Below are 21492 nucleotides of genomic sequence, written 5' to 3'. Positions count from 1 at the left end.
ACATCCAGCACAGCGACCTGCTGCAGTACTACAAGCGCGAGCTGTCCTACCTGCGAGGACAGGGGGCGGACTTCGCCCAGCGCTATCCCAAGGTCGCATCGCGCCTCTCGCTGCACGGCGGCGAATCGCTCGACCCGCACACCGAACGGCTGATCGAGTCGGTGGCCTTCCTGTCGGCGCGCGTTCACCGCGACCTCGACCAGGAATTTCCCGACGTCGCCTACGCCCTGCTCGACAACCTCTGCCCTTCGCTCGTGCAACCGCTGCCGTCGATGTCGGTGGCGCAGTTCGGACTCGATCCGGCGCAGGGCAAGGTCACGGCGGGCTTTCGCGTGCCTCGCCACACGATGCTGCATGCGCGCACGTCGCCGCACGCGCCGGGGGCTCCGGGGGCTTCCTCCCAGGACTGCCGCTTCCGCACCGCCTGGGACACCCTGCTGTGGCCGCTGCGAATCACGCGTGCCGCCATCGACACCGACGCCGTGCTGCGGCTCGCGCTCGAATGCGAGGAGCAGACCGACTTCTCCGAGCTGGAGATCGACAGCCTGCGCATCCACCTGCAGGGCGACTGGATGACCACCATGCCGCTGTACGACGCGCTGGTGTCCGGAGTGAAGTCGGTGGCCGTCATTCCCGAAGGCGGCATGGCGCAGATGCTGCCGGCCGACGCCTGGCGCGAGGTCGGCTTCGCCGAGGGAGAAGAAGTTCTACCGCAGCCCGCCAACGCGCAGCCTGCCTATGGCCTCTTGCAGGAGTACTTCGCGTTCCCGCGCAAGTTCCATTTCTTCGACCTGCATCACCTGCGATCGCGTCTGGGCGGCGGGCGCCGCTGCGAGATCGCCTTCCAGCTCGACCGCTCCACGCGCGCGCTGCGCTACATCGACGCCGACAACTTCCAGCTCGGCTGCACGCCCATCGTCAACCTGTTCCCGCGCGTGAGCGAGCCGCTGGCGATGGACCAGCGCCACTACGAATACATGCTGGTGCCCGACCGCCAGCGCGACGCGACCACCGAGGTGCATTCCATCGTCTCCGTGGTCGCGTCCGACCCGGACGCCGACAAGCCGGTGAACGTACCCGGCTTCGCCGCGCTGGGCCATGTGGACGGCGCGCCGGGCGCGAAGGATGGCACGGTCTTCTGGTCCGCGCGGCGCGAGCCCTGCCTGCGCCAGAACATTCCGGGCACCGACGTCTTCCTGTCCTTCGTCGACCAGGGCAAGGCCCACACCCGCCCCGCGCAGCCCGTGGTCTACGCGCATCTGCTGTGCACCAACCGGCGCCTGGCCGAGCAGGTGCCCGTGGGCGCGCGCCTGCTGGCCGAGGGCCCGCCGCAGCCCACGCACGTGCGCTGCCTCTACGAGCCCACCGCCCAACGCGATCCGCCGCTGGGCAGCGAAACGCTCTGGCGGCTGGTGTCGCTGCTCACGCTCAACCACCAGTCGCTGGTCGACGGCTCCACCGGCCGCGAGCAGCTGCGCGAGATGCTGCTGCTGTTCGCCTCCGACAGTCGCCGCGACCATGCGCAGATCCGCGGCATCGCCGGGCTCTCCGCGCGCGGCGTCACGGCGCACGTGGGCACCGAGGCCTGGCGCGGGTACTGCCGGGGCACGCAGGTCACGCTCGAATTCGAGGACGACGCCTTCGTCGGCGGCTCGCCGCTGATGATGTCGGCGGTGCTCGCGCGCTTCTTCGCGATGTACACCTCGGTCAACTCCTTCGTGCGCCTCGCGGTGCGCAGCGGCGAGGAGATCCGCAAGCAATGGCCCCCGATGACGGGCCGGCAGGTGGTGCTGTGATCGTCGAAGAGCTCGCCGCCCGCCCGCAGGACTTCAACCTGTTCCAGGCCATCAGCCTGCTGGAGCGCGCCGCGCCCGAGGCTGTGCCCGTGGGCCGCTCGCAGGGCCCGCGCGAACGCGAGGCCGTGCGGCTGCACGCCTTCGTCTCGCTCGCCTTCGAGGCCAGCGACGTGCGAGAAGTCGGCACCGAGGCCATCACCGGCGAGCCCTACTCGCTCACCACGCCCGCGCTCTCGCTGGCCGGCAGCGGCGGCCCGCTGCCGATGCCCTTCACCGAGATGCTGCTGGAGCGCCGCCAGCAGCGCGACCACGCCACGGGCGACTTCCTCGACATCTTCAACCACCGCTTCCTGGCCTTTCTCTACCGCAGCCGGCGCAAGCACCACGTGGCGCTCAACCCGCAGTCGCCCGCGCGCTCCACGCTGGCTTCCACGCTCGACGCCGCCAGTGCGCTGGGCCTGCGCGCCGGCGTGCGCGCGCCCGACGGATCCGCCCTGTGGCTGCGCCATGCCGGCCTGCTCGGTGGTGCGCCGCGCGGCATGACCGCCCTGCTCGCGCTGCTGCGCGACCGCCTGGGCGTGCAGGTGGACGGCACCCAGTTCCGCGGCCGCTGGCTGGCGCTGGAGCCCGATGCCTCGGCGCGGCTGGACATGCGCACGCCGCTGGGCGGCGGCGCGGTGCTCGGCAAGCGCGTGTGGGACCAGGGCGCGGGCATCCGCCTCGTCTTCGGCAACCTGAGCCAGCAGCGGCTGCGCGAGCTGCTGCCCAAGGGCGCCGACCACGCACTCGCCAAGTGGCTGGTGCGCCGCTTCATCCCGCAGGACCTGAAGGTCGAGATGGAGCTGCGGCTGGCCCCTTCCGAATCGCGCAGCAGCGTGCTCGGCGCATCCAACCCGATGCGCCTGGGCTGGACCTCGTGGGTCGCCGGACCGGCCTACCGCGGCGCGCTGCCGCCCGTTCAACACACCCTGACCAGCGACGGCGGCGACGCACCCCACGCCTGATCCGAACACTCCTATGGACATCGACATCCGCACCCTGCTCGGCCGGCTCAACCCGGAATGCAAGCGCGCCATGGAACAGGCCGCCGAGCTGTGCGTGCAGCAGACGCACTACAACGTCGACATCGAGCACCTGCTGATGAAGCTGGTGGACAACGAGGCGCCCGACCTGCGCCTCGTGTTCGGCCGCTTCGGCATCCGGCCCGACACGGTGCAGGCGCAGCTGCAGAAGTCGCTCGACACCTTCAAGCGCGGCAACGGCCGCACGCCCAGCCTCGCGCCCGACTTCGCACCGCTCTTCCAGGAAGCCTGGCTCATGAGCTCGATGCTGCTGGGCCAGCAGCACGTGCGCTCGGGCACGCTGATGCTGGCACTGCTCGAGGTCGACCGCCTGCGCGGCCGGCTGGTCGATGCCGCGCCCGCGTTGCTGCAGATTCCGCGCGGCTCGCTGCGCGACGAGCTCGCGGGCCTGCTGCAGTCTTCTCCCGAAGATGCGGCGGGTGCTGCGCTGGCCGCCGCGCCGATCGCATCGGCACCCTCCGCACCCGCCGCGAACCAGCCTGCCGCGCCACGGCCGGCGAGCGAAGCCGGCGCGATGCAGATGCCCACCGCGCGCCGCGGCAGCTCGGCCACGCCCTCGCTCGACCAGTACACGGTCGACATGACGCAGCTCGCGCGCGACGGCGCCATCGACCCGATCCGCGGCCGCGACGGCGAGATCCGCCAGATCATCGACGTGCTGCTGCGCCGCCGCCAGAACAACCCCATCCTCACCGGCGAGGCCGGCGTGGGCAAGACGGCCGTGGTCGAAGGCTTCGCTCAGCGCGTGGTGCAGGGCGACGTGCCGCCCGCGCTGCGCCAGGTGTCGGTGCGCTCGCTCGACCTCGCGCTGCTGCAGGCCGGGGCCGGCGTGAAGGGCGAGTTCGAGAACCGGCTCAAGTCGGTCATCGCCGAGGTCAAGGCATCGCCGACGCCGGTGATCCTCTTCATCGACGAGGCGCACCAGCTCATCGGCGCGGGCGGCGCCGAGGGCCAGGGCGACGCGGCCAACCTGCTCAAGCCGGCGCTGGCACGCGGCGAGCTGCGCACCATCGCCGCCACCACCTGGGCCGAGTACAAGAAATACGTGGAGCGCGACCCGGCGCTGGCGCGGCGCTTCCAGGTCGTGAAGGTGGAAGAGCCCAGCGAGGAAGTCGCCATCGACATGCTGCGCGGCATGGTCGAGACGCTGGAGAAGCACCACGGCGTGGAGATCGTCGACGACGCGGTGCGCGAAGCCGTCAAGCTCTCGCACCGCTACATCACCGGCCGGCAGCTGCCCGACAAGGCCATCAGCGTGCTCGACACCGCCTGCGCGCGCGTGGCCATCGGCCAGAACGGGCTGCCGGCCGAGCTCGAATCGGCCGCGCGCGACATCGCCACCGGCGAGAGCGAGCTGCGCGTGCTGCGCCATGAAGCGGCCACGGGCAGCGACCGCCAGGAAGCCATCGCCACCCTCTCGGCGCGGCTCGACGCGCTGCGCCAGAAACACAAGCGCCTCTCGGACAAGGTCGACGAGGAGAAGCACGCGGTGATGGAGATCGTCGCGCTGCGCCGCAAGATCGCCGAGAGCCTGCGCAGCGACGCACCGCCGGCCGACGAGGAGAACGACCCCGCCCTGCTCACCGCCGCGCTGCGCCGCCTGGAGAAGGGCCTGGAGGCGCTGCAGAACGACGAACCCATGGTGCCCGTCTGCGTGGACGGCACGATGGTGGCGGAGGTCATCTCGGGCTGGACCGGCATCCCAGTCGGCAAGATGATGACCGACGAGCTGCACACGGTGCTCAACCTGAAGGAAAAGCTGGCCGAGCGCGTGGTCGGCCAGGACGACGCGCTCGACGCCATCTCGCGGCGCATCCGCACCTTCCACGCCGACCTGGACGACCCCGGCAAGCCGGTGGGCGTGTTCATGCTGGTGGGCCCGAGCGGCGTGGGCAAGACCGAGACGGCCTTCGCGCTGGCCGACCTGCTGTACGGCGGCGAGCGCAACGTCATCACGGTGAACATGTCGGAGTTCCAGGAAGCGCACACCGTCTCCAGCCTCAAGGGCGCGCCGCCCGGCTACGTGGGCTACGGGCGCGGCGGCGTGCTCACCGAGGCGGTGCGCCGCCGGCCCTACAGCGTGGTGCTGCTCGACGAGATGGAGAAGGCGCACCCCGACGTGCTGGAGCTCTTCTTCCAGGTGTTCGACAAGGGCACGATGGAAGACGGCGAAGGCGTGCCGATCGACTTCAAGAACACGCTGATCCTGCTGACCTCCAACGCCGCGCAGGACGTCATCACGCAGGCTTCGCAGGGCGGGCGCCGGCCCGACCCCGAGGAGCTGGTGGAGCGCCTGCGCCCCGAGCTGCTCAAGCAGTTCAGCCCCGCTTTCCTGGGCCGGCTGGCGCTGGTGCCTTACCACCACCTGGGCGACGGGCAGATCCGCGCCATCGTCGCCCTCAAGCTGGGCAAGCTGGCACGGCGCTTCTCGCTGAACCACCACGCCGGCTTCACCTGGGACGAGCAGGTGGAAGACGCCATCACCGCGCGCTGCACCGAGGTGGACAGCGGCGCGCGCAACATCGACCACATCCTCGCGCACGCGGTGCTGCCCGAGCTGTCGCGCCAGGTGCTGGAGCGCATCTCGATGGCCGCGGCCTTCACCGGCGTGCACATGAGCGTGGGCGCGGACGGTGCCTTCGCCTTCGGCTTCGAGCCGTCGACGCTGAGCTGAGCCGGATCGGGACGAACAAGCGATGAACATGCGCGAAGGCTTCACCCAGCACGCCGCTTTCCTGACGGTGAAGACCGCGCTCGGGCCGGACGAGTTGCTGCTCGACGCCTTCCAGGCCACCGAGGGCCTGTCGCAGCTGTTCGCGTGCTCGCTCACCATGCGCTCGCCAAACAGCACGCTGCAGGCCGCGGACCTGATAGGCACCTCGGCCACGGTGGTGCTGCAGCGACCCGAGAAGGAAAGCCGCTTCTTCAACGGCATCGTCTCGCGCTTCACCTACCTGGGCAGCAACCGCGACTTCGCGACCTACACGCTCGAACTGGTGCCGCGCATGTGGCTGCTCACGCTGGGCCGCGACCGCGTGATCTACCAGAACCTGAGCACGCCCGACATCGTGCAGAAGGTGCTCGGCGACTTCGGCGTGGACTTCAGGCTCTCGCTGACCGGCACCTACGCACCGCGCGAATACTGCGTGCGCTACGACGAGACGGCCTTCGACTTCGTCTCGCGGCTGATGGAAGAGGAAGGCATCTTCTACTTCTTCACCTTCGCGGACGGCGCGCACACGCTGGTGCTGGCCGACAGCAATTCCGCATGCACCACCTGCCCGAATGCGGAGAAGCTGGTCGTGCGCAGCGCCGAGGAAGGCTTCGCGCATGCCCACGCCGTCACGCGCTTCGAATCCGACGCCCGGCTGGTGACCAAGGGCCAGGAGGTCGACGACTACGACTTCCTCACGCCCGACACCAGCCTGCTGAAGAAGCAGGAGGCCGAGACCGGGCGCGGCACCGACTACGAATACCCCTCGCGCGTGGCGATCTCGGCGGGCGAGCCGCGCGCACGCATCCGCCTGGACGAATACCGCAGCCGCAGCCAGTCGGGCCGCGGCGACAGCCACTGCCACTACCTCACGCCGGGCACCACCTTCACGCTGGAGGAGCATCCGCGCGCGGACCTCAACGCGCAGCACATGGTGCACAGCGTGCGGCACCACGCCGACCTGGAGCACTACGGCAACAGCTTCGAGACCCTGCCCCCGGCCATGCCCTTCCGCCCGCCTCGCATCACGCCTCGGCCGGTGGTGGCAGGCAGCCACACGGCGCGGGTGGTGGGCCCCGCGGGCGAGGAGATATGGACCGACCAGCACGGCCGCATCAAGGTGCAGTTTCCGTGGGACCGCCTTGGCAGGAAGGACGAGAAGAGCTCCTGCTGGATCCGCGTCTCGCAGATGTGGGCCGGCGAAGGCTGGGGCGCGCTCTTCCTGCCGCGCATCGGGCAGGAGGTGGTCGTGAGCTATGTCGACGGCGACCCCGACCGGCCGCTGGTCTCGGGCAGCGTCTACAACGGCACGCACGCCACGCCGGTCGCCCTGCCGGGCAGTTCGTCGCAAAGCACCATCCGCTCGCGCTCGACCAAGGCCGGCGAAGCCGGCAACGAGATGCGCTTCGAGGACAAGAAGGGCTCCGAGGAGCTCTACATGCACGCGCAGAAGGACATGCGCGTGGAAATCGAGAACGACCTCACTACCACGGTGATGGCCGGCAACGAGCTGCACACCGTCACCAAGGGCAATCGCACCGTCAAGGTCGACGCCGGCAACGAGACCCACTCGGTGAAGGGCACGCGCGCGCTCGACGTCACCGGCAACGAGACACACGACAACAAGGCCAATTTCACGCAGACGGTGACGGGCAACTACGAGCTCAAGGTCACGGGCAACCTGGTGATCGACGTGACGGGCACGCTGCTCATCAAGTCGGCGCAGACGCTGGACCTGAAGGCCGGCACCAACCTGGGCGCCAACGCCGGCATGAACTTCGCGGCCGAAGCCGGCGTGGCGCTGTCGGCCAAGGGCGGCGCCACGCTCTCGAACGAGGCGCCTTCCATCAGCAGCAAGGCCTCGGGCATGAACGCCGTCGAAGGCGGCGGCATGGTCACGCTCAAGGGCGGGCTGGTGAAGATCAATTGAGCGGCGCCATGGCACTTCCTTCCTCCCTCCCCGCCAAGGACATCGCCGCGCTGCCGGCCGCGCTTCCCGCCGCCGTGGTGCGCGAGACGCTCGACGATGCCGGCCAGACGGTGGTGCGCGCCTCCTTCGTGGGCGATCTGCCGCACGGGCCGATGCAGGTCTTCTCGGCCCCGGGCAAGCCCGCGTTCGACGCCTCCTACCAGGCCGGCCTGCCGCACGGCGCCATGCGGCTCTTCGACGAGCGCGGCCAGTTGCTGCAGGAAACGCAGCGCCTTGGCGGCGTGGCCGAGGGCATCACGCGCACCTACTACCCCACCGGCAAGCTGATGCAGACGCAGCAGCACGTGCGCGGCGTTCTGCACGGCGAGGCGGTGGCGTATGCCGAATCAGGCGATGTCACCGCGCGCCTGCCCTACGCGGCCGGCCGCCTCGAAGGCGAGGCCAGCTACTTCCACGAAGGCCGCATGCTGCGGCGCGAACGCTACCGCGCCGGGCTGCTCGATGGCGAGGTTGTCGACTACGCGCCGGGCGGCGGCGTGGCGCAGTCGTCCACCTACGTGGCCAACGTGCTGCACGGCCCGCTGCGCCGCTTCTGGCCCAACGGTCAGCTCATGGAAGAGATCGCCTACCGCCAGGGCAAGCCTTACGGCAATGCGCGCCGCTTCGACCAGGCCGGCCGCGAGATCGTGGAAACCGCCGCGTCACCGGGCTTCATGAAGAGCCTGGAAAAACTCGTGAGGGGAAGCTGAGCCATGGGCATGCACGTCTGCATGGGAGCCACGCTGCAGTGCAGCTTCGGCGCCGCGCCTTCCAGCCTCGTGGTGCTGCCCGCGAGCTGCGTGGTCACCGGCGGCGTGCCGGCGGCCAACATCATGGACAACAAGCCGATCGTCAACATCCTTCCCTTCGGCACCTGCAACAGCATGTCGAACCCGATGGTGGCCGCGGCCACCGCCGCCGCGCTCGGCGCCTTCACGCCCATGCCCTGCATCCCCGTGACGGCCGCCCCATGGGCGCCGGGCTCGCCCACGGTGCTGGTCGGCAACATGCCCGCGCTGCAGGACAGCTCCAAGCTCGCCTGCAACTGGGGCGGCGTGATCCAGGTGGCAGCGCCGGGGCAATTCACCTCCATGGTTCCCTGACACGAACGACGACCAACGAACGGCACGCCCGACCACCCCATGTCCCAATACGTTTTCACGATGAGTTCACGCATGGTCGCCATCACGGCGGCCTGCCTGGTGCTGCTGTGCGTCCTGCTGTTCCTGATGGGCATCGAGATCGGCAAGCTGCTGGCGCCCGCGCCGCTGCCGGCGCCCGCCGCGGTTGCACCGGCGCAGCAGCAACCCCCTTCCGCCGCGCCGGCACCCGCACAGGCACCCGCTCCCGCGGCCTCCACCCAATGACCAAACCGACTCCAAGCATGTCGAACAACGCACGACACCTCACGGGCATGCACAACGCGCTTCGCCGCCTTGCCCTTCCCACACTGCTGGCGCTCACCGGCCTTTGCACCGGCATCGGCGCGCTCGCGGCGGGCGAAAGGCCCGTGGTGCAGGGCACGCTCAGCGCGCCCGCGACCGCGGTGCCCGCCGCGGCAGCGACGCCCGTCGTCGCTGCGCCTGCGGCTCCTGCGGCACCGGCGGCCACCTTCGCCGTCGAACCGACCGCCTCCGCCACGCCGCCCGTGCTCGTCAACGGTCTCGTGCGCGTTCCCGACGGCCGGCTGCTCGCGCCCGACATCGCCCGCATCGTGACGCGCGGCGAACTGGTGGTGGCCATGCTCAAGGTCGACACGCCGCCGTTCTTCTTCTTCGACGACAGCGGCCAGTGGACCGGGCTCGAGGTGGGCCTGGCCCAGTCGCTGGCCAAGGAACTGGGCGTGAAGCTGCGCTTCAACCGCGAAGCCGGTACCTTCAACGCGGTGGTGGACCTGCTGGCCAACGGCCAGGCCGACCTGGCCATCAGCAAGCTGTCGCGCACGCTGGCGCGCTCTCAGACCATCGCCTTCAGCGACTCCTACCTCACGCTGAACCACTCGCTCATCCTCAACCGCGTGAAGTTCGCCCAGCTCTCGCGCGGACGGCCGCTGCCGGAGGTCATCCGCAACTTCGACGGCAGCATCGGCGTGATCGCCAAGTCGTCCTTCGCGGACTACGCGCGCACCAACTTCCCGCACGCCAAGGTGCAGGAGTACGCCACCTGGAACGACGTGCTGGTGGCCGTGAACAAGGGAGAGATCGTGAGCGCCTACCGCGACGAGTTCGAGGTCAAGCGCGTGCTCAAGGCCGACCCCACCGTCTCGCTCGTGCTGCGCACCGTGACGCTGAAGGACCTGGAGGACACGCTGGGCATCGGCGTGGCGGTTACCGACACCACGCTGCTGGCCTACGTCAACCAGTTCCTCGCGCAGCGCGCCGAGAAGCTGGACATCCAGAAGGTGCTGCAGGCACTCGACCGCTGAGCCGCACAGGACGCCCGAACCATCATGAATACCTCCAAGATCTACGCCTTCGTCCTCAACCCCTGGGTGGTCATCATCAGCCTGGGCGCCGGTGTCGCCTTCGGCATGCTCGCGCCGCTGCTGGCCACGCCGCTGGCCTTCGTGGGCGACATCTACGTCGACCTGCTGAAGATGATCACGCTGCCCTTCATGGTCTCGGCCGTGATCTTCAGCCTGCAGCGCCTGTTTCGCGACGGTGGCACGGCCAGCCTGCTGGGCCGCGTGGCGCTGGTGTTCCTCGCGTTCTCGGCCTTCGTGGCCATCGCGGGCGCGGCGACGCTGCTCATTCTTCGCCCCGGCGAGAACCTGCCGAGCAGCACCATGCATACCTTCGGCCAGATCGTGGGCGGCGACCTCAGCGCCAGCGACACGGCCATGAACCTGCGCGGCGTGGACGAGGTCAAGAAGACCGCGAGCTTCGCCGACATGCTGGTGAGCCTGGTGCCCGCCAACATCTTCTCGGCGCTTGCCAACGGCGACACGCTGAAGACGCTGGTGTTCGCGCTACTCTTCGGCCTGGCGGTGGGACACGTGCCCACGCGCATTTCCGACGGCCTCACGCAGGCGCTGGAGACCGTCTACCACGCCTGCCAGACGCTGATGCGCTGGCTGAGCTTTCCGCTGCCTGCGGTGCTGTTCTGCATGAGCGCGGCGCAGCTGGGCAAGACCGGCATCGAGCCGCTGAAGGCGATGGGCGCCTTCGTGGTCGCCTTTCTCGTCGTGTCGGCGCTGCTGCTGGCCGTGGCGGCGGTGATCATCTGGAAGCGCTCCAACGGCACGCTGGGCCAGACGCTCAACGCCCTGCGCGGCCCTTTCGCGCTGGCGCTGGCCACGCGCAGCAGCGCGACCTGCATGCCGATCATGATCGAGAGCCTGGTCACGCGGCTGGGCTTCGCGCGCTCGCGCGTGGAACTGCTGGTGCCGCTCACGGTGTCGCTGCTGCGCATCGGGCCGGTCGTGTACTACGTGTGCGCCACGCTCTTCATCGCGCAGATCTACGGGCGCTCGCTCTCGCCGGTGGAGATCGGCATCGTGCTCACCTCCTCGGTGCTCGCCGGCTTCGCCTCCGCCGGCATGACGGGGCTGGTGACGGTGTCGCTGATCGGCATGACCTGCACCTACCTGGGCCTGCCCTTCGAGGCGGCCTTCATCCTGTTCCTGGCGGTGGACCCGGTTTGCGACATGCTGCGCACGCTGGTGCTGGTCATCGGCAACACGGCCGCCGTGGCCGTCGTGTGCCCGCGGCCATTGAAGATCTAGGGAGCGCGCCTTCATGTCACGCATCGGCGTTCTCGGCGGCATGGGCCCATCGGCGACGGTGGACTTCATGGACAAGATCATCCAGCTCACTCCCGCCACGCGCGACCAGGAACACCTGCCGGTGATCGTGGCGAACCTGCCCCATGTGCCCGACCGCTCCAGCGCCATCCTGGGCACGGGCCCCGATCCGCTGGACGCGCTGCTCGCGGGCATCGACGTGCTCAACGACGCCGGCGTGGGCGTGATCGCGATCCCCTGCAACTCGTCGCACCACTGGTACGCGCAGATCGCGGCGCACAGCCGCGCGCCGGTGATCCACATTGCGCAGTCGTGCGTGGCCGCGATCGCGACGGCGTCGCAAGACCGGCCGTTACGGGTGGCGGTGCTCGCCACGCGCGGCGCGCTGGCCTCCGGCTTCTACCAGCATGCACTGCGTGAACGCGGCATCGACTTCCTCGTGCCCGATGCCTCCACCGGCCAGGACCACGTCGACGCCTGCATCCGCGCCGTGAAGGGCGGCGACGTGCAGGCCGGCGCGGCCGCATTCGGGCGCGCCCTGGAGGCGCTGGCCGCCACGGGCGCGACGGCGGTGATCATGGGCTGCACCGAGCTGCCCATCGCAGCGCAGGCCGCTCATGCCGCGCAGCACACGCCCCTCGCCCTGGTCGACAGCTCGCTGGAACTGGCCCGCGCCACGGTCGCCTTCGCTCTCGACAAGGGATGGAACAAGCCGACATGGGTTTCCTGACGCGCATGTCCCACAGCCTGTTCGCCCTGCTCCTGTGCATGGCGGCGGGCGGCCTCGCGGGCGTGTACCTGCCGGTGACGGGCGACGTGGCGTATGCGGTGGCGCAGGTCTACCTGTCGATCGTGAGCATGGCTGCCATTCCGCTGCTGGTGGTGGCCACCTTCTTCGGCCTGAGGCAGACCATGGGGCTGCCCTTTCCGGGTCGGCGCATCCTGATGATCGCGGGGCTGGCGCTGCTGCTGGTGACCAGCTGCGCGGCGATCGGACTGGCGCTGGGCTGGGTGAACGCGCCGGGCACGCAGCTCGACGCCGCTTCGCGCGAGCACCTGGGCGAGCTCGTGCAACGCGCCGGCGACGGCGGCGACATCGAGATGCGGCTGCACGAGAGCGGCACGCAGGCCACCCCCATCGAGCGCCCCAGGGCAACGCTCTTGCCCGACAACTTCTTCCGCGTGCTGGCGGAAGGCCGCTCGCTGGGCATCCTCTCGTGCGCGCTGCTCTTCGGGCTCGCCTTCGCGGCGCTGGCGCGCACTCAGCACACGGCGCTCAACCACATGTTCGAGGGCATCTACCGCACACTCGAACTCATCATCGCGCGCGCCAACATCCTGCTGCCGGTGGTGGCCTTCGGCATGTCGGCGCACGTGCTGTCGCAGACCGACGCGGTGACGATCCGCGCCATGAGCGGCTTCCTGCTGCACTTCGTGGTGCTGGTGGCGCTGCTGGGCACTGCGGCCATCGCGGTGATCCACCGGCGCGGCAACCAGCCATTGGCCGAGGTGCTGCAGCACCTGAAGACGCCGATGCTGGTGAGCCTCATGTCGTCGAGCACCACGGCGAGCATTCCGCACACCATCGAGGCGATGAGCGCTCGCCTGGGCTTCAGCCGCGGCATCGTCGAACTGGTGGTGCCCACGGCCTCGGTGTTCCTGCGCGCGGGCTCGGCGCTCTACTACGTGCTGGCGGCGCTGTTCGTCGCCAACCTCTACGACCGCACGCTGGTCCCGGCCGACTTCGCCACCATCGGCATCGGCGCGACCATCGCGGCCTTCGCCTCGGCCGGCAACAACAGCATGACCAACGTGGGCTACGCGGGCATCGTGCTGTCGATGCTGCAGCTGCCCATCGAGGCCGCGCTCGCGCTCTTCCTGGCCATCGACCTGATCTGCGAGGGCCCGCGCAACGTGCTGACGCTGCTGGCCACCTGCGCGCTGATTTCCGTGGTGTCGGCCGGCCTGCCTTCGGAGCGCGTGGCGGCGCCGGCCGTCGAGGTCAAGCCCGCCCAGCCGCTGCGCTTCGTGTTCGCGCGCGGGCACGTCGCGCTGCTCGCGGGCTGCAGCGTGCTGGCCTCGGTGCTGATCATGCTGATGGGCATCGCCGTGGGCGTGCGGCAGGCGCAGCCGGCGGCCGTGCACGCCTCACCCGCCACGGCGAACACAGGAATTTCGCGATGAACCGGACCAAGAACCTTCTCAGGCGGATGGCGGCGCTGCTGCTCGTCGCGCAGCTGGCCGCATGCGGCAGCCTTTTTCCCAAGGGCACGCGCGTGAGCTGGAACGAACTCACGCTCTCGGCCGCGCCCGGCGCCAACCAGAACAGCCCGGTCGCGGTCGACGTGGTGATGGTGCTCGACGACGCGATGCTCGCGCGCGTCACCGAACTCACGGCCGCCAAGTGGTTCGGCGCACGCGCCGACCTGCAGAAGACCTTTCCGCAGAGCCTGTCGTACCTCTCGTGGGAGCTGGTGCCGGGCCAGACGATTCGCGTGCCCGCCAGCGCCATCGGCTCGCCGCGCGTGGCAGCGGTGCTCGTCTTCGCGAACTACACCACGCCCGGTGCCAACCGCATCCGGGTGGAAGACCTCAAGGGCTCGATCGTTGCCCGCTTCGATGCACAGAGCTTCGACGTGTCGGCCGCGGCACGCTGAACAACCCGGATCCCTTCAAGTGAACAAACAACTTCGATACAGCCGCGCGGGAGAACGCCATGTCTGACCTGCACCGCGCCGCCCCCATCACCGACCGCGTCGAGTGGCATGAAGGCATGCTGCTGTCGCCGCAGCACTTCCAGCAGTTCTCCGCGCGCATGGACACTCTCGTCGCCTGGCAGATGCTGGCCGCCGCGCCTTTCGCCTGGGGCGTGCGCCGCCTGGTGTTCGACCAGGGCCTGCTGCCCGCCGGCCTGCTGCGCGTGCTGGTGCTCGAAGCCATCCTGCCGGACGGCACCGCGGTGCAGTTCTCCGCCGCCGAGGCCGCGCACGGCGCGCTCGAACTCTCGCTCGCGCCCTACGCCGAGCGGCTGGCCAACGAGCCGCTGGACATCTACCTCACCCTGCCCGTCACCACGCCCAACCGGCACCGCGCCGCGACCGTGCGCTTCCGCTCGGTGGCCGGCGCGCCGGTGGAAGATGCGGTGTCGGACGCCGAGCCCGCGAACATCCCGCGCATGCTGCCGCGCCTGGCACTCAGCGCCGGCGCTGTGCCGCCCGGCACGCACGTGCACCTGCGCCTGGGCCAGGTCTTCAAGGACAACGAGGTGGTGAAGCTTGGCGACGCGCAGCCGCCGCTGCTGGAAGTGGCGCGCGACAACCCGCTGTGGACGGCCGCGTCCGCCCTGCTCGGCCAGCTGCGCGGCAAGGCGGCCTTCGTGGCCAAGCAGACGGCCGTGCCCTCCTCGCGCATCGACGACCGCCTCGCGCACCTGGAGCTGAAGGACCGGCTGCGCAGCCTGCTGTCGGGCCTGCCGCATGCGGAGGCAGTGATGCGCACGCCGCACCTGCATCCGCTGCCGATGTACTGGTCGCTCTGTGCGCTGCTGGCCTCGCTGAGCCTGCTGCGCCCGGGGGGCGTGCCGCCGGTGCCGATGGACTACGACCACGCCGACCCCTCGCGCGTGTTCCAGCCGCTGCTGCTGGCGCTGCGCGACGCGGTGTCGGAGGTGAGCCAGGAGTACCGCGAGCACAAGTTCGACTTCCGCCAGGGCGCCTTCGAGACCACGCTGCAGCCGCAGTGGGTGTCGGGCGCGCGCATCGTGGTGGGCCTGCGCGGGCAGTCCGACAAGGACCTGATGGCCTGGATGGACAGCGCCATCGTCGGTTCGCAGTCGGCGTACCCCTCGCTGCGCGAACGCCGCGTGCTGGGCGCGGTGCGCCGCTGCATCGAATCGGCCGACGAACTGGGCCTGCGCCCGGGCTCGGGCTACCTGCTCTACGCGATCCAGACCAGCCCGGGGCTGACCGTGCCCGGCGAACTCCTGGTGATCGCCAATGCCAACGAAGGCGCCACCGCGCAGCCTCCGCAGGAAATCGTGCTGTTCATCAAGGATTGACCGGACCATGGCACGCAACCTCCCCGACCTCGCGGTCGACGACCACATCACGAGGCAGTTCCGCGCCTTCTACGACGAGATCGTGAAGGCACGCGACCGCACCGCCGAATCGCGCGAGAGCGACATCGACACGGTGGCGCAGACGCTGGCGCGCCACCTGGAGAACCTTCTGGAGCTGCAGTCGCTCGAGTCGCGCCGCGAGAGCTCGCGCTTCGAACTCGAGAACGTGGCCGACGCGCGCTACCTGAAGGCCGCGCTGGCCGACGAGATCCTGCTGCACACGCCGTGGATCGGCCGCGAGCGCTGGACGGGCCACCTGCTGGAGTCGTCGCTCTTTCGCACCAACATCGCGGGCGACCTGGTGTTCAGCCGCATCGAGGAACTGCTGTCGGGCCGCGAACCCTCCAAGCGAGACATCGCGCGGCTGTACCTCTTCGCGCTGGCACTGGGCTTCCAGGGCAAGTACCGGGGCGCGGGCGAGGAAGCCCGCCTGCTCGGCTACCGCGAGGAGTTGTTCCAGTTCGTCTACCAGCGGCCCGCCGACTTCTCGGGCCGCGACCGCGTGGTGTCGGAGCGGGCCTACGCGAGCACGCTCTCGCACATCGCGCCGCGCAAGCTGCCCACGCTGAGCCGCTGGACGGTGCTGTTCCTGCTGGGCGTGGCCACGCTGCTGGCGGTGTCGGAGCTGCTGTGGCTGTGGCAGTCGTGGCCGGTGCGGCAGGTGCTGCAACCGGGCGCCGTCGACGCATCGGGGGCCTACCTGCGATGAACGACTTGCGTCTCCACAGCATTCACCGGAGGGCGTCGCGATGCTGACCGACCAGCTCTTCCTCATTTCCATCGCGGTGCTCACGCTGGTGGTGCTGCTCGTGCTCTGCATGGTGCTGTACTTCGCGGCGCGGCGCTCGCACGCCAAGCCGTCGAGCGACCCGAAGGTCGCGCGCATCCGCTTCGACTCGCTGCGCAGCTCGTTCCGCCAGGCGGTCGAGCTGATCGAGGGCAACATCGCCTCGCGCGCCGACCGCTACGGCATTCCGTGGATCATGCTGCTCAACGAGGGCGACGACCACCGGCAACTTCCCATCGAGCAGTCGGGCGTCGCCAGCGCGCTGAGCACCGAGTCGGCTTCGGCCGCGGCCACGCAGGGCATCTCGTGGCACTTCTTCGACCGCGGCGTGGTCATCGACATCCAGGGCGCCTACCTGGGCTCGCCCGATGACGACGACGCCTCCGAGAAGCCGTGGGACGAGTTCCTCGGCATGTGCCGCGCCTACCGGCCGCAGCGTCCGTTCGACTCGGTGGTCATCACCATCCCGGCCGCGCTGCTGCTGGACGACAGCACCGACGGGCGGCTCGAACTCTCCAAGCGCGCCAAGCTCGCGCACCGGCGCCTGTGGCTCGCGCAGAACCGCTTCGCGATGCGCTTCGCGGTGTACGTGCTGGTGACCGGCGCGGAGCAGCTCGAAGGCTTCAGCGCCTTCGCGAGCGCGCTGCCCGAGCCGCTGCGCGCGAGCATGCTGGGCTGGTCTTCGCCCTACGACCTGTCGACCACCTACCAGCCGGCGTGGGTCGACGAGGCGGTGGGCACGGTGGTGCGCTCGGTGTCTGACGTGTCGGCCGAGCTCTTCGCCACCGGTACCGAGCCGCAAGGCGCCGGCGCGCAGCTGCTGCTGCCCTCGCGCGTCGAGGCGCTGCGCGGCCAGCTGCAGCTGTACGTCGACGAGCTCATGCGCCCCAGCGCTTACCACGAGCCCTTCTTCTTCCGCGGCATCTACCTCACGGGCGACAGCGGCGAATCGGCGCAGACGGTCGCGGCCATCGATGCGCAGCACGACGCCTACGGCCACAAGGACCTGGAGCCCATCGGCGGCGACCTGATCGCGCAGCTGATGCGCCAGCCGGCCTTCCTGCGCGACCTGTTCGAGAAGAAGATCTTCCTGGAGTACGGCCTTACGAGGCCTTCGCGCACGCAGACGCTCACGCGCCCGGTGCTGCACCGTGCGCTGCGCTGGGCGGCGGTGATCTTCCTCGGCGGCTGGGGCATCGGCCTGATGGTCGCGACCTGGCAGCTGCACCGGCACAACGCCACGCTGGTGCCGGCGCTGGCCCAGCTGCAGCACGACGCGCAGTACCGCATGCGCGCGCTGCAGCGCGGCGAGACCATTCCGACCGCGTGGTACCGCAACAAGGCGCTGTCGCTGCTGGCCATGAACGAACGGCTGCGCACCGACGGCACGTACTCCTTCTTCATGCCGGGTTCGTGGCAGCCCTTCGACGACCTGAACGAGCGCGTGATCGAGCGCATCGAACGCGAGTTCGGCGACATCGCGGTGAGCACGCTGCGGCGCGAGCTGATGGCGCGCGTGAGCCAGATCAGTGGCGTGGAGCAGGACGAGGCGACCGGCGAATTCATCGTGGGCGCCAGTTGCGGCCTGCCGCCGAGCTTCAGGACCATCGGCGACGCGCCGCGCAAGAACGGCCTGCTGGTGGAAGATCAGCCCGAGTTCGGCGCGCTGCAGCGCTACCTGGGCTCGGTCGAGCAGCTCGATGCCGCCCTGCAGGCGGTGGAACGGCTGCGCCAGCCCGCCACCGGAAATGCCGACGACCTGCGCGTGGCCGTGCGCTACGCGCTGGGCGCCGAGCTGCCGGCCGACCTGAGCCGCAACCTGCGCTATTTCCGCCAGGCGGCCGAGGGCAATGCGCTGGCCATTCCGCTGGCGCCCGTGCAGTCGGCGCTGCGCTGCGCGCTCGACAAGGGCACCGCGCAGCTCGATGCGCGGCTCTTCGTCAACAACGAGCTGCTGGTGTCGGAGCAGTCGCTGGCGCGGCTGCTGCCCTCGCTCGCGAGCACCGGCACCTTCGCGCGCACCACCGCGAGCTACCGCGAGGTGATCGCCGCCATCAAGGACCAGGAAGACCTGGTCGCATCGGGCAAGGGCGGCTGGATGCGCCAGCCGGTGCTGGTGCTGGGCTCTTCGTATGACCGGACCATCGCGCGCATCGAGCAGAACCGGCTGCTGGGGCTGGAATCGGCCGACGCGGTCAAAAACCGCGCGCAGGACGCCTTCCAGAAATTCCGCGTCGAGTTCAGCCTGCGCTTCGGCGGCGCGCAGCCAGGCCTGGTGTGGCAGGACAAGGACGGCCGCTTCGCGCTGGCGCCCGAACGCATCGCGCTGCGCGACGCGCTGACCGCACTGCTGGCGCAGCCCTTCATGGCGCCCGCGCGCGATCGCGAGCTGCCCGGCGCGGGGATGCGCACCATGGCCGTGTGGGACCTGCCCCGGCTCGACCAGGCGCTGGCCGTCGGCGACATCCGCAAGCGCTACATGAGCGAGGGCATGCAGGCCTTCCCGGCCACGCTGCGCCCCGGCATCGAGAGCGCGCTGAACGCGCACTTCGCGCAGCTGGTGGTCGACCAGGTGGCCGAGGCCGCGAACGGCATGGGCGACGGCGGCCGCTCCATCGACACACAGGCGACCGCCTACGAGGCCTCGCGCCAGCGCCTCGTGAAGATCCAGGCGCTGCTGTACGAGCTGGGAGCCGGCTCCCGCGCCGAAGACCTTCGCGCGATGATCTCGCGCGACGCGCTGCAGCGCCTGGAGGCCGTGGACGAGGCCTTCAACCAGTCGGAGCTCTACGCCATGCGCGGACGCGACTTCCAGGCCTGGCGCGGCGAGCGCGGGCCGATGCTGGTGGCCTTCGGCGTCTCGGACGTGGGCTCGCTCGCCGCCTACCTGGGCCAGCAGTTCAACCGCACCGAAACGCTGGGCAAGCAGGCCGACAGCTACATCGCGGCACTCGACGGCGTGGGCGCCGGCTCGGTGCTCGCGCAGCGCTGGCAGGCGATCAACCGCGACCTGGAGCGCTACCGCCTGAAGAACCCGAACAGCAGCCTGCTGCTGCTCGAACAGTTCCTGGGCACCACCGGCGCGGAGATCGATCGCGAGACCTGCGGCGCGAAGCTGGCCGGCAAGGCGCCGGCGACGCGCATCGGCGACTACTTCGCCGACCGCCACCAGCAGATCTACAGCGCCCTGCTCGCGCGCTGCCAGGAACTGCAGTTCGGCGACCAGCAGGAGCTGTGGACGCAGTTCTCCACCCGCTTCAACCGTTCGCTGGCGGGCCGCCATCCGTTCGGCCCGGCGACGGGACGGGCTTTCGAGCTGGCCGACCCGGCCGACGTGAACGACCTGACGCGCGCCTTCGACCCGCTGGCACGCGCGCTGAAGGAGAACCGCGGCGCGGACGCCGGTGTGCGCAATGCAGGCATGCCCGGAGCGGGCGCGCGCCGTTTCACGGAGCAGTTCGCCCGTGCACGCGACTTCCTGCAGCCGCTGTTCCCGAGCGAGGAAGGTGCCGCACCGGGCTATGACCTGAGCGTGGATTTCCGCGCCAACACCACGGCCGAGATCGAGGGCAACAAGATCATCGACTGGTCCTTCGAGGTCGGCGACCAGGTGCTCAGGCTGCGCGACGCGCCGCGCACGCTGCGCTGGGAATACGGCACGCCGGTGGCGCTGGTGCTGCGCATCGCGAAGGACTCCCCGCTGATGGCGCGCGCCGATCCGCAGCAGCACGCGCTGATCACCGACGGCCAGACCGTGAGCTTCCGTTTTGCCGACCCGTGGGCGCTGTTCACGCTGGCGCAGCGGCAGCGCGAAGGCGACCCCGCCCAGCGCCCCGACGGCCGCTCGCAGCTGCTGAAGTTCGAGTTTCCGCTGGTGGCCCAGTCGGCCGGCGACGCCGCGCAGGCACCCGACGGAGGACGCGCACGCGTGTTCCTGCGCATCGCGGCCAGCCCCGCCGGCAAGAAGAACGCCCTGATCTGGCCCGCCGCGTTCCCCGCGCGCGCTCCTGAATGGAACATGCCCTGATGGCCGCCCTGCTGCCCCCCCTGAACGCCGATGCAGACGAAACCACCGGCGGTTTCGCGCCCGACCTCGCGAGCTTTCTCCTGCCGCTGCAAGGCCCCGAAGGCCCCGCCGGCCCTCCGCTGCGCTACGACCCGGTGTGCGCCCGCATCCGCGAGGCGCGCACCGAGGAAGACGCCAGCCTGCCGATGGGCGAATGGACCCGCCCGCTGAAGAAGGCCGACTGGCGTACCGCCGAGATGCTCTGCACCGAGGTCCTGCAGCGCCGCAGCAAGGACCTGCAGATGGCCGCCTGGCTCACAGAGGCCTGGGTGCACCGCCATTCGATCGACGGACTGGCCGCCGGTGCGCGCCTGCTCGAAGGGCTGGCGCGCGAATTCTGGGAAGACGCGCATCCGCGCATCGGCGACGACGGCGACGCCGACATGCGCACCGCCACCTTCGTGTGGGTCAACGACACCATCGCGCACGTGCTGCTGATGCGCGTGCCGCTGCTCGAGTGGGCGGATTTCTCGCCGCCCTTCATCACGCTGGGGGACTGGCAGCGCGCGCTGACCAGCGAGTACGGCACGGCAGCTGCCGGCGCTGCGGGCAACGCCAAGGCGAAAGCGAAGGAAGTGGCCGAGGAGCCGAGCGCCCAGACGGTGTCGCGCCAGGACATCCTCGACCGTGCAGCGCGCGACCTGCATGCGCTCGCCGCGCTCGACGACCGCGTCGCCGCGGCCACCGATGCGTGGCAAAGCCTGCAAGCCCTGCTCGACGGGCGGCTGGGCATCGATACGCCGAGCCTGTCGAAGGTGACGGAGATGCTCGCCCGCATGCGGCAGGCGCTGCGCAGCCTGCTGCAGGGGCGCGATCCGCGCGACAAGGAAGAAGAACCGCTTGCACCGGCCGAAGCTCCCGCCAGCTGGATGGCGGACGAATCAACCCCTCCCGCGATCCCGATGGACGACAACGACATGAGCGACACCCCCCTCTCCCCTGCTCCCGGGTCGCTGCCGCAGGCCGTGGCGAGCGGCCGCATCGGCAACCGCGCCGAGGCCTACCAGTTGCTGGAACTCGCGGCCGCCTACCTGATACGCGAGGAGCCGCACAGCCCGACGCCCTACCTCGTGAACCGTGCCGTGGCCTGGGGACGCATGCCGCTACCGCAGTTGATGCAGGAGGTGTTGCGCGAGGACGGCGACCTGAACCGCTACTTCTCGATTCTGGGCATCAGGCCGGAGTGAGCCGGCCGGGTTGCCCGCCCGACGCCCCAACCG

The 21492-nt window shown here is 70.1% G+C and carries 16 protein-coding genes; all 16 read left to right on the top strand.

The window, feature by feature from the left end; all coding sequences use genetic code 11:
• Positions 1-2: 2 nt before the first annotated feature.
• The 16 genes from tssF to tssA are packed head-to-tail and all read left to right on the top strand — an operon-like array spanning position 3 to position 21459.
• Positions 3-1796 carry a type VI secretion system baseplate subunit TssF gene (gene tssF, locus ABL844_RS10010; RefSeq protein ID WP_418131895.1) on the top strand — a complete coding sequence of 598 codons (1794 nt, stop codon included), beginning with the start codon at positions 3-5 and terminating at the stop codon, positions 1794-1796.
• Entirely contained in the window at positions 1760-2800 is a 1041-nt protein-coding gene (tssG, locus tag ABL844_RS10005; RefSeq protein ID WP_418131150.1) for a type VI secretion system baseplate subunit TssG, read from the top strand. The genes tssF and tssG overlap by 37 nt, the downstream gene beginning before the upstream one ends.
• A 13-nt stretch (positions 2801-2813) precedes the next feature.
• A complete protein-coding gene (tssH, locus tag ABL844_RS10000; RefSeq protein ID WP_184635983.1) occupies positions 2814-5552 on the top strand; it encodes a type VI secretion system ATPase TssH in 2739 nt (912 codons plus the stop codon).
• 22 nt (positions 5553-5574) lie between these two features.
• Positions 5575-7521, top strand: coding sequence for a type VI secretion system Vgr family protein (locus tag ABL844_RS09995; RefSeq protein ID WP_418131149.1), 1947 nt, complete (start codon positions 5575-5577; stop codon positions 7519-7521).
• A gap of 8 nt (positions 7522-7529) precedes the next feature.
• Entirely contained in the window at positions 7530-8270 is a 741-nt protein-coding gene (locus tag ABL844_RS09990) for a toxin-antitoxin system YwqK family antitoxin (RefSeq protein ID WP_418131148.1), read from the top strand.
• A 3-nt stretch (positions 8271-8273) separates the two neighbouring features.
• Positions 8274-8663 carry a DUF4280 domain-containing protein gene (locus ABL844_RS09985; protein ID WP_126024611.1) on the top strand — a complete coding sequence of 130 codons (390 nt, stop codon included), beginning with the start codon at positions 8274-8276 and terminating at the stop codon, positions 8661-8663.
• Positions 8664-8723: 60 nt separating this feature from the next.
• The gene (locus tag ABL844_RS09980; protein ID WP_418131147.1) at positions 8724-8927 is read left to right on the top strand and encodes a hypothetical protein; all 204 of its coding nucleotides are present in this window, start codon (positions 8724-8726) and stop codon (positions 8925-8927) included.
• A gap of 17 nt (positions 8928-8944) precedes the next feature.
• Complete coding sequence (locus tag ABL844_RS09975) at positions 8945-9985, top strand: ABC transporter substrate-binding protein (protein WP_418131146.1); 1041 nt, start codon at positions 8945-8947, stop codon at positions 9983-9985.
• A gap of 24 nt (positions 9986-10009) precedes the next feature.
• Positions 10010-11284: a dicarboxylate/amino acid:cation symporter gene (locus tag ABL844_RS09970; protein ID WP_126024608.1), complete on the top strand. Its 1275-nt coding sequence runs from the start codon at positions 10010-10012 to the stop codon at positions 11282-11284.
• Between the two features lie 13 nt (positions 11285-11297).
• Positions 11298-12032: an aspartate/glutamate racemase family protein gene (locus tag ABL844_RS09965; protein ID WP_418131145.1), complete on the top strand. Its 735-nt coding sequence runs from the start codon at positions 11298-11300 to the stop codon at positions 12030-12032.
• Positions 12020-13486 (top strand): dicarboxylate/amino acid:cation symporter, encoded by a 1467-nt coding sequence (locus tag ABL844_RS09960; RefSeq protein WP_418131144.1) that lies wholly within the window; start codon positions 12020-12022, stop codon positions 13484-13486. The genes ABL844_RS09965 and ABL844_RS09960 overlap by 13 nt, the downstream gene beginning before the upstream one ends.
• Positions 13483-13959, top strand: coding sequence for a hypothetical protein (locus ABL844_RS09955; RefSeq protein WP_418131143.1), 477 nt, complete (start codon positions 13483-13485; stop codon positions 13957-13959). Before ABL844_RS09960 ends, ABL844_RS09955 begins: the two co-directional genes overlap by 4 nt.
• A gap of 59 nt (positions 13960-14018) precedes the next feature.
• A complete protein-coding gene (gene tssK, locus ABL844_RS09950) occupies positions 14019-15359 on the top strand; it encodes a type VI secretion system baseplate subunit TssK (protein WP_418119721.1) in 1341 nt (446 codons plus the stop codon).
• Positions 15360-15366: 7 nt separating this feature from the next.
• Complete coding sequence (locus ABL844_RS09945) at positions 15367-16128, top strand: DotU family type IV/VI secretion system protein (RefSeq protein WP_418131142.1); 762 nt, start codon at positions 15367-15369, stop codon at positions 16126-16128.
• A gap of 40 nt (positions 16129-16168) precedes the next feature.
• Positions 16169-20233, top strand: a complete 4065-nt coding sequence (locus ABL844_RS09940; protein WP_418125176.1) for a type VI secretion system protein — start codon at positions 16169-16171, stop codon at positions 20231-20233.
• A complete protein-coding gene (gene tssA, locus ABL844_RS09935; protein ID WP_418131141.1) occupies positions 20233-21459 on the top strand; it encodes a type VI secretion system protein TssA in 1227 nt (408 codons plus the stop codon). The genes ABL844_RS09940 and tssA overlap by 1 nt, the downstream gene beginning before the upstream one ends.
• Positions 21460-21492 lie beyond the last annotated feature (33 nt).

This window comes from Variovorax sp. 278MFTsu5.1 (genome assembly GCF_048305045.1).
Taxonomy (GTDB): Bacteria; Pseudomonadota; Gammaproteobacteria; order Burkholderiales; family Burkholderiaceae_C; genus Variovorax; species Variovorax guangxiensis.
This window is presented reverse-complemented; position numbering and strand designations above follow the sequence as displayed.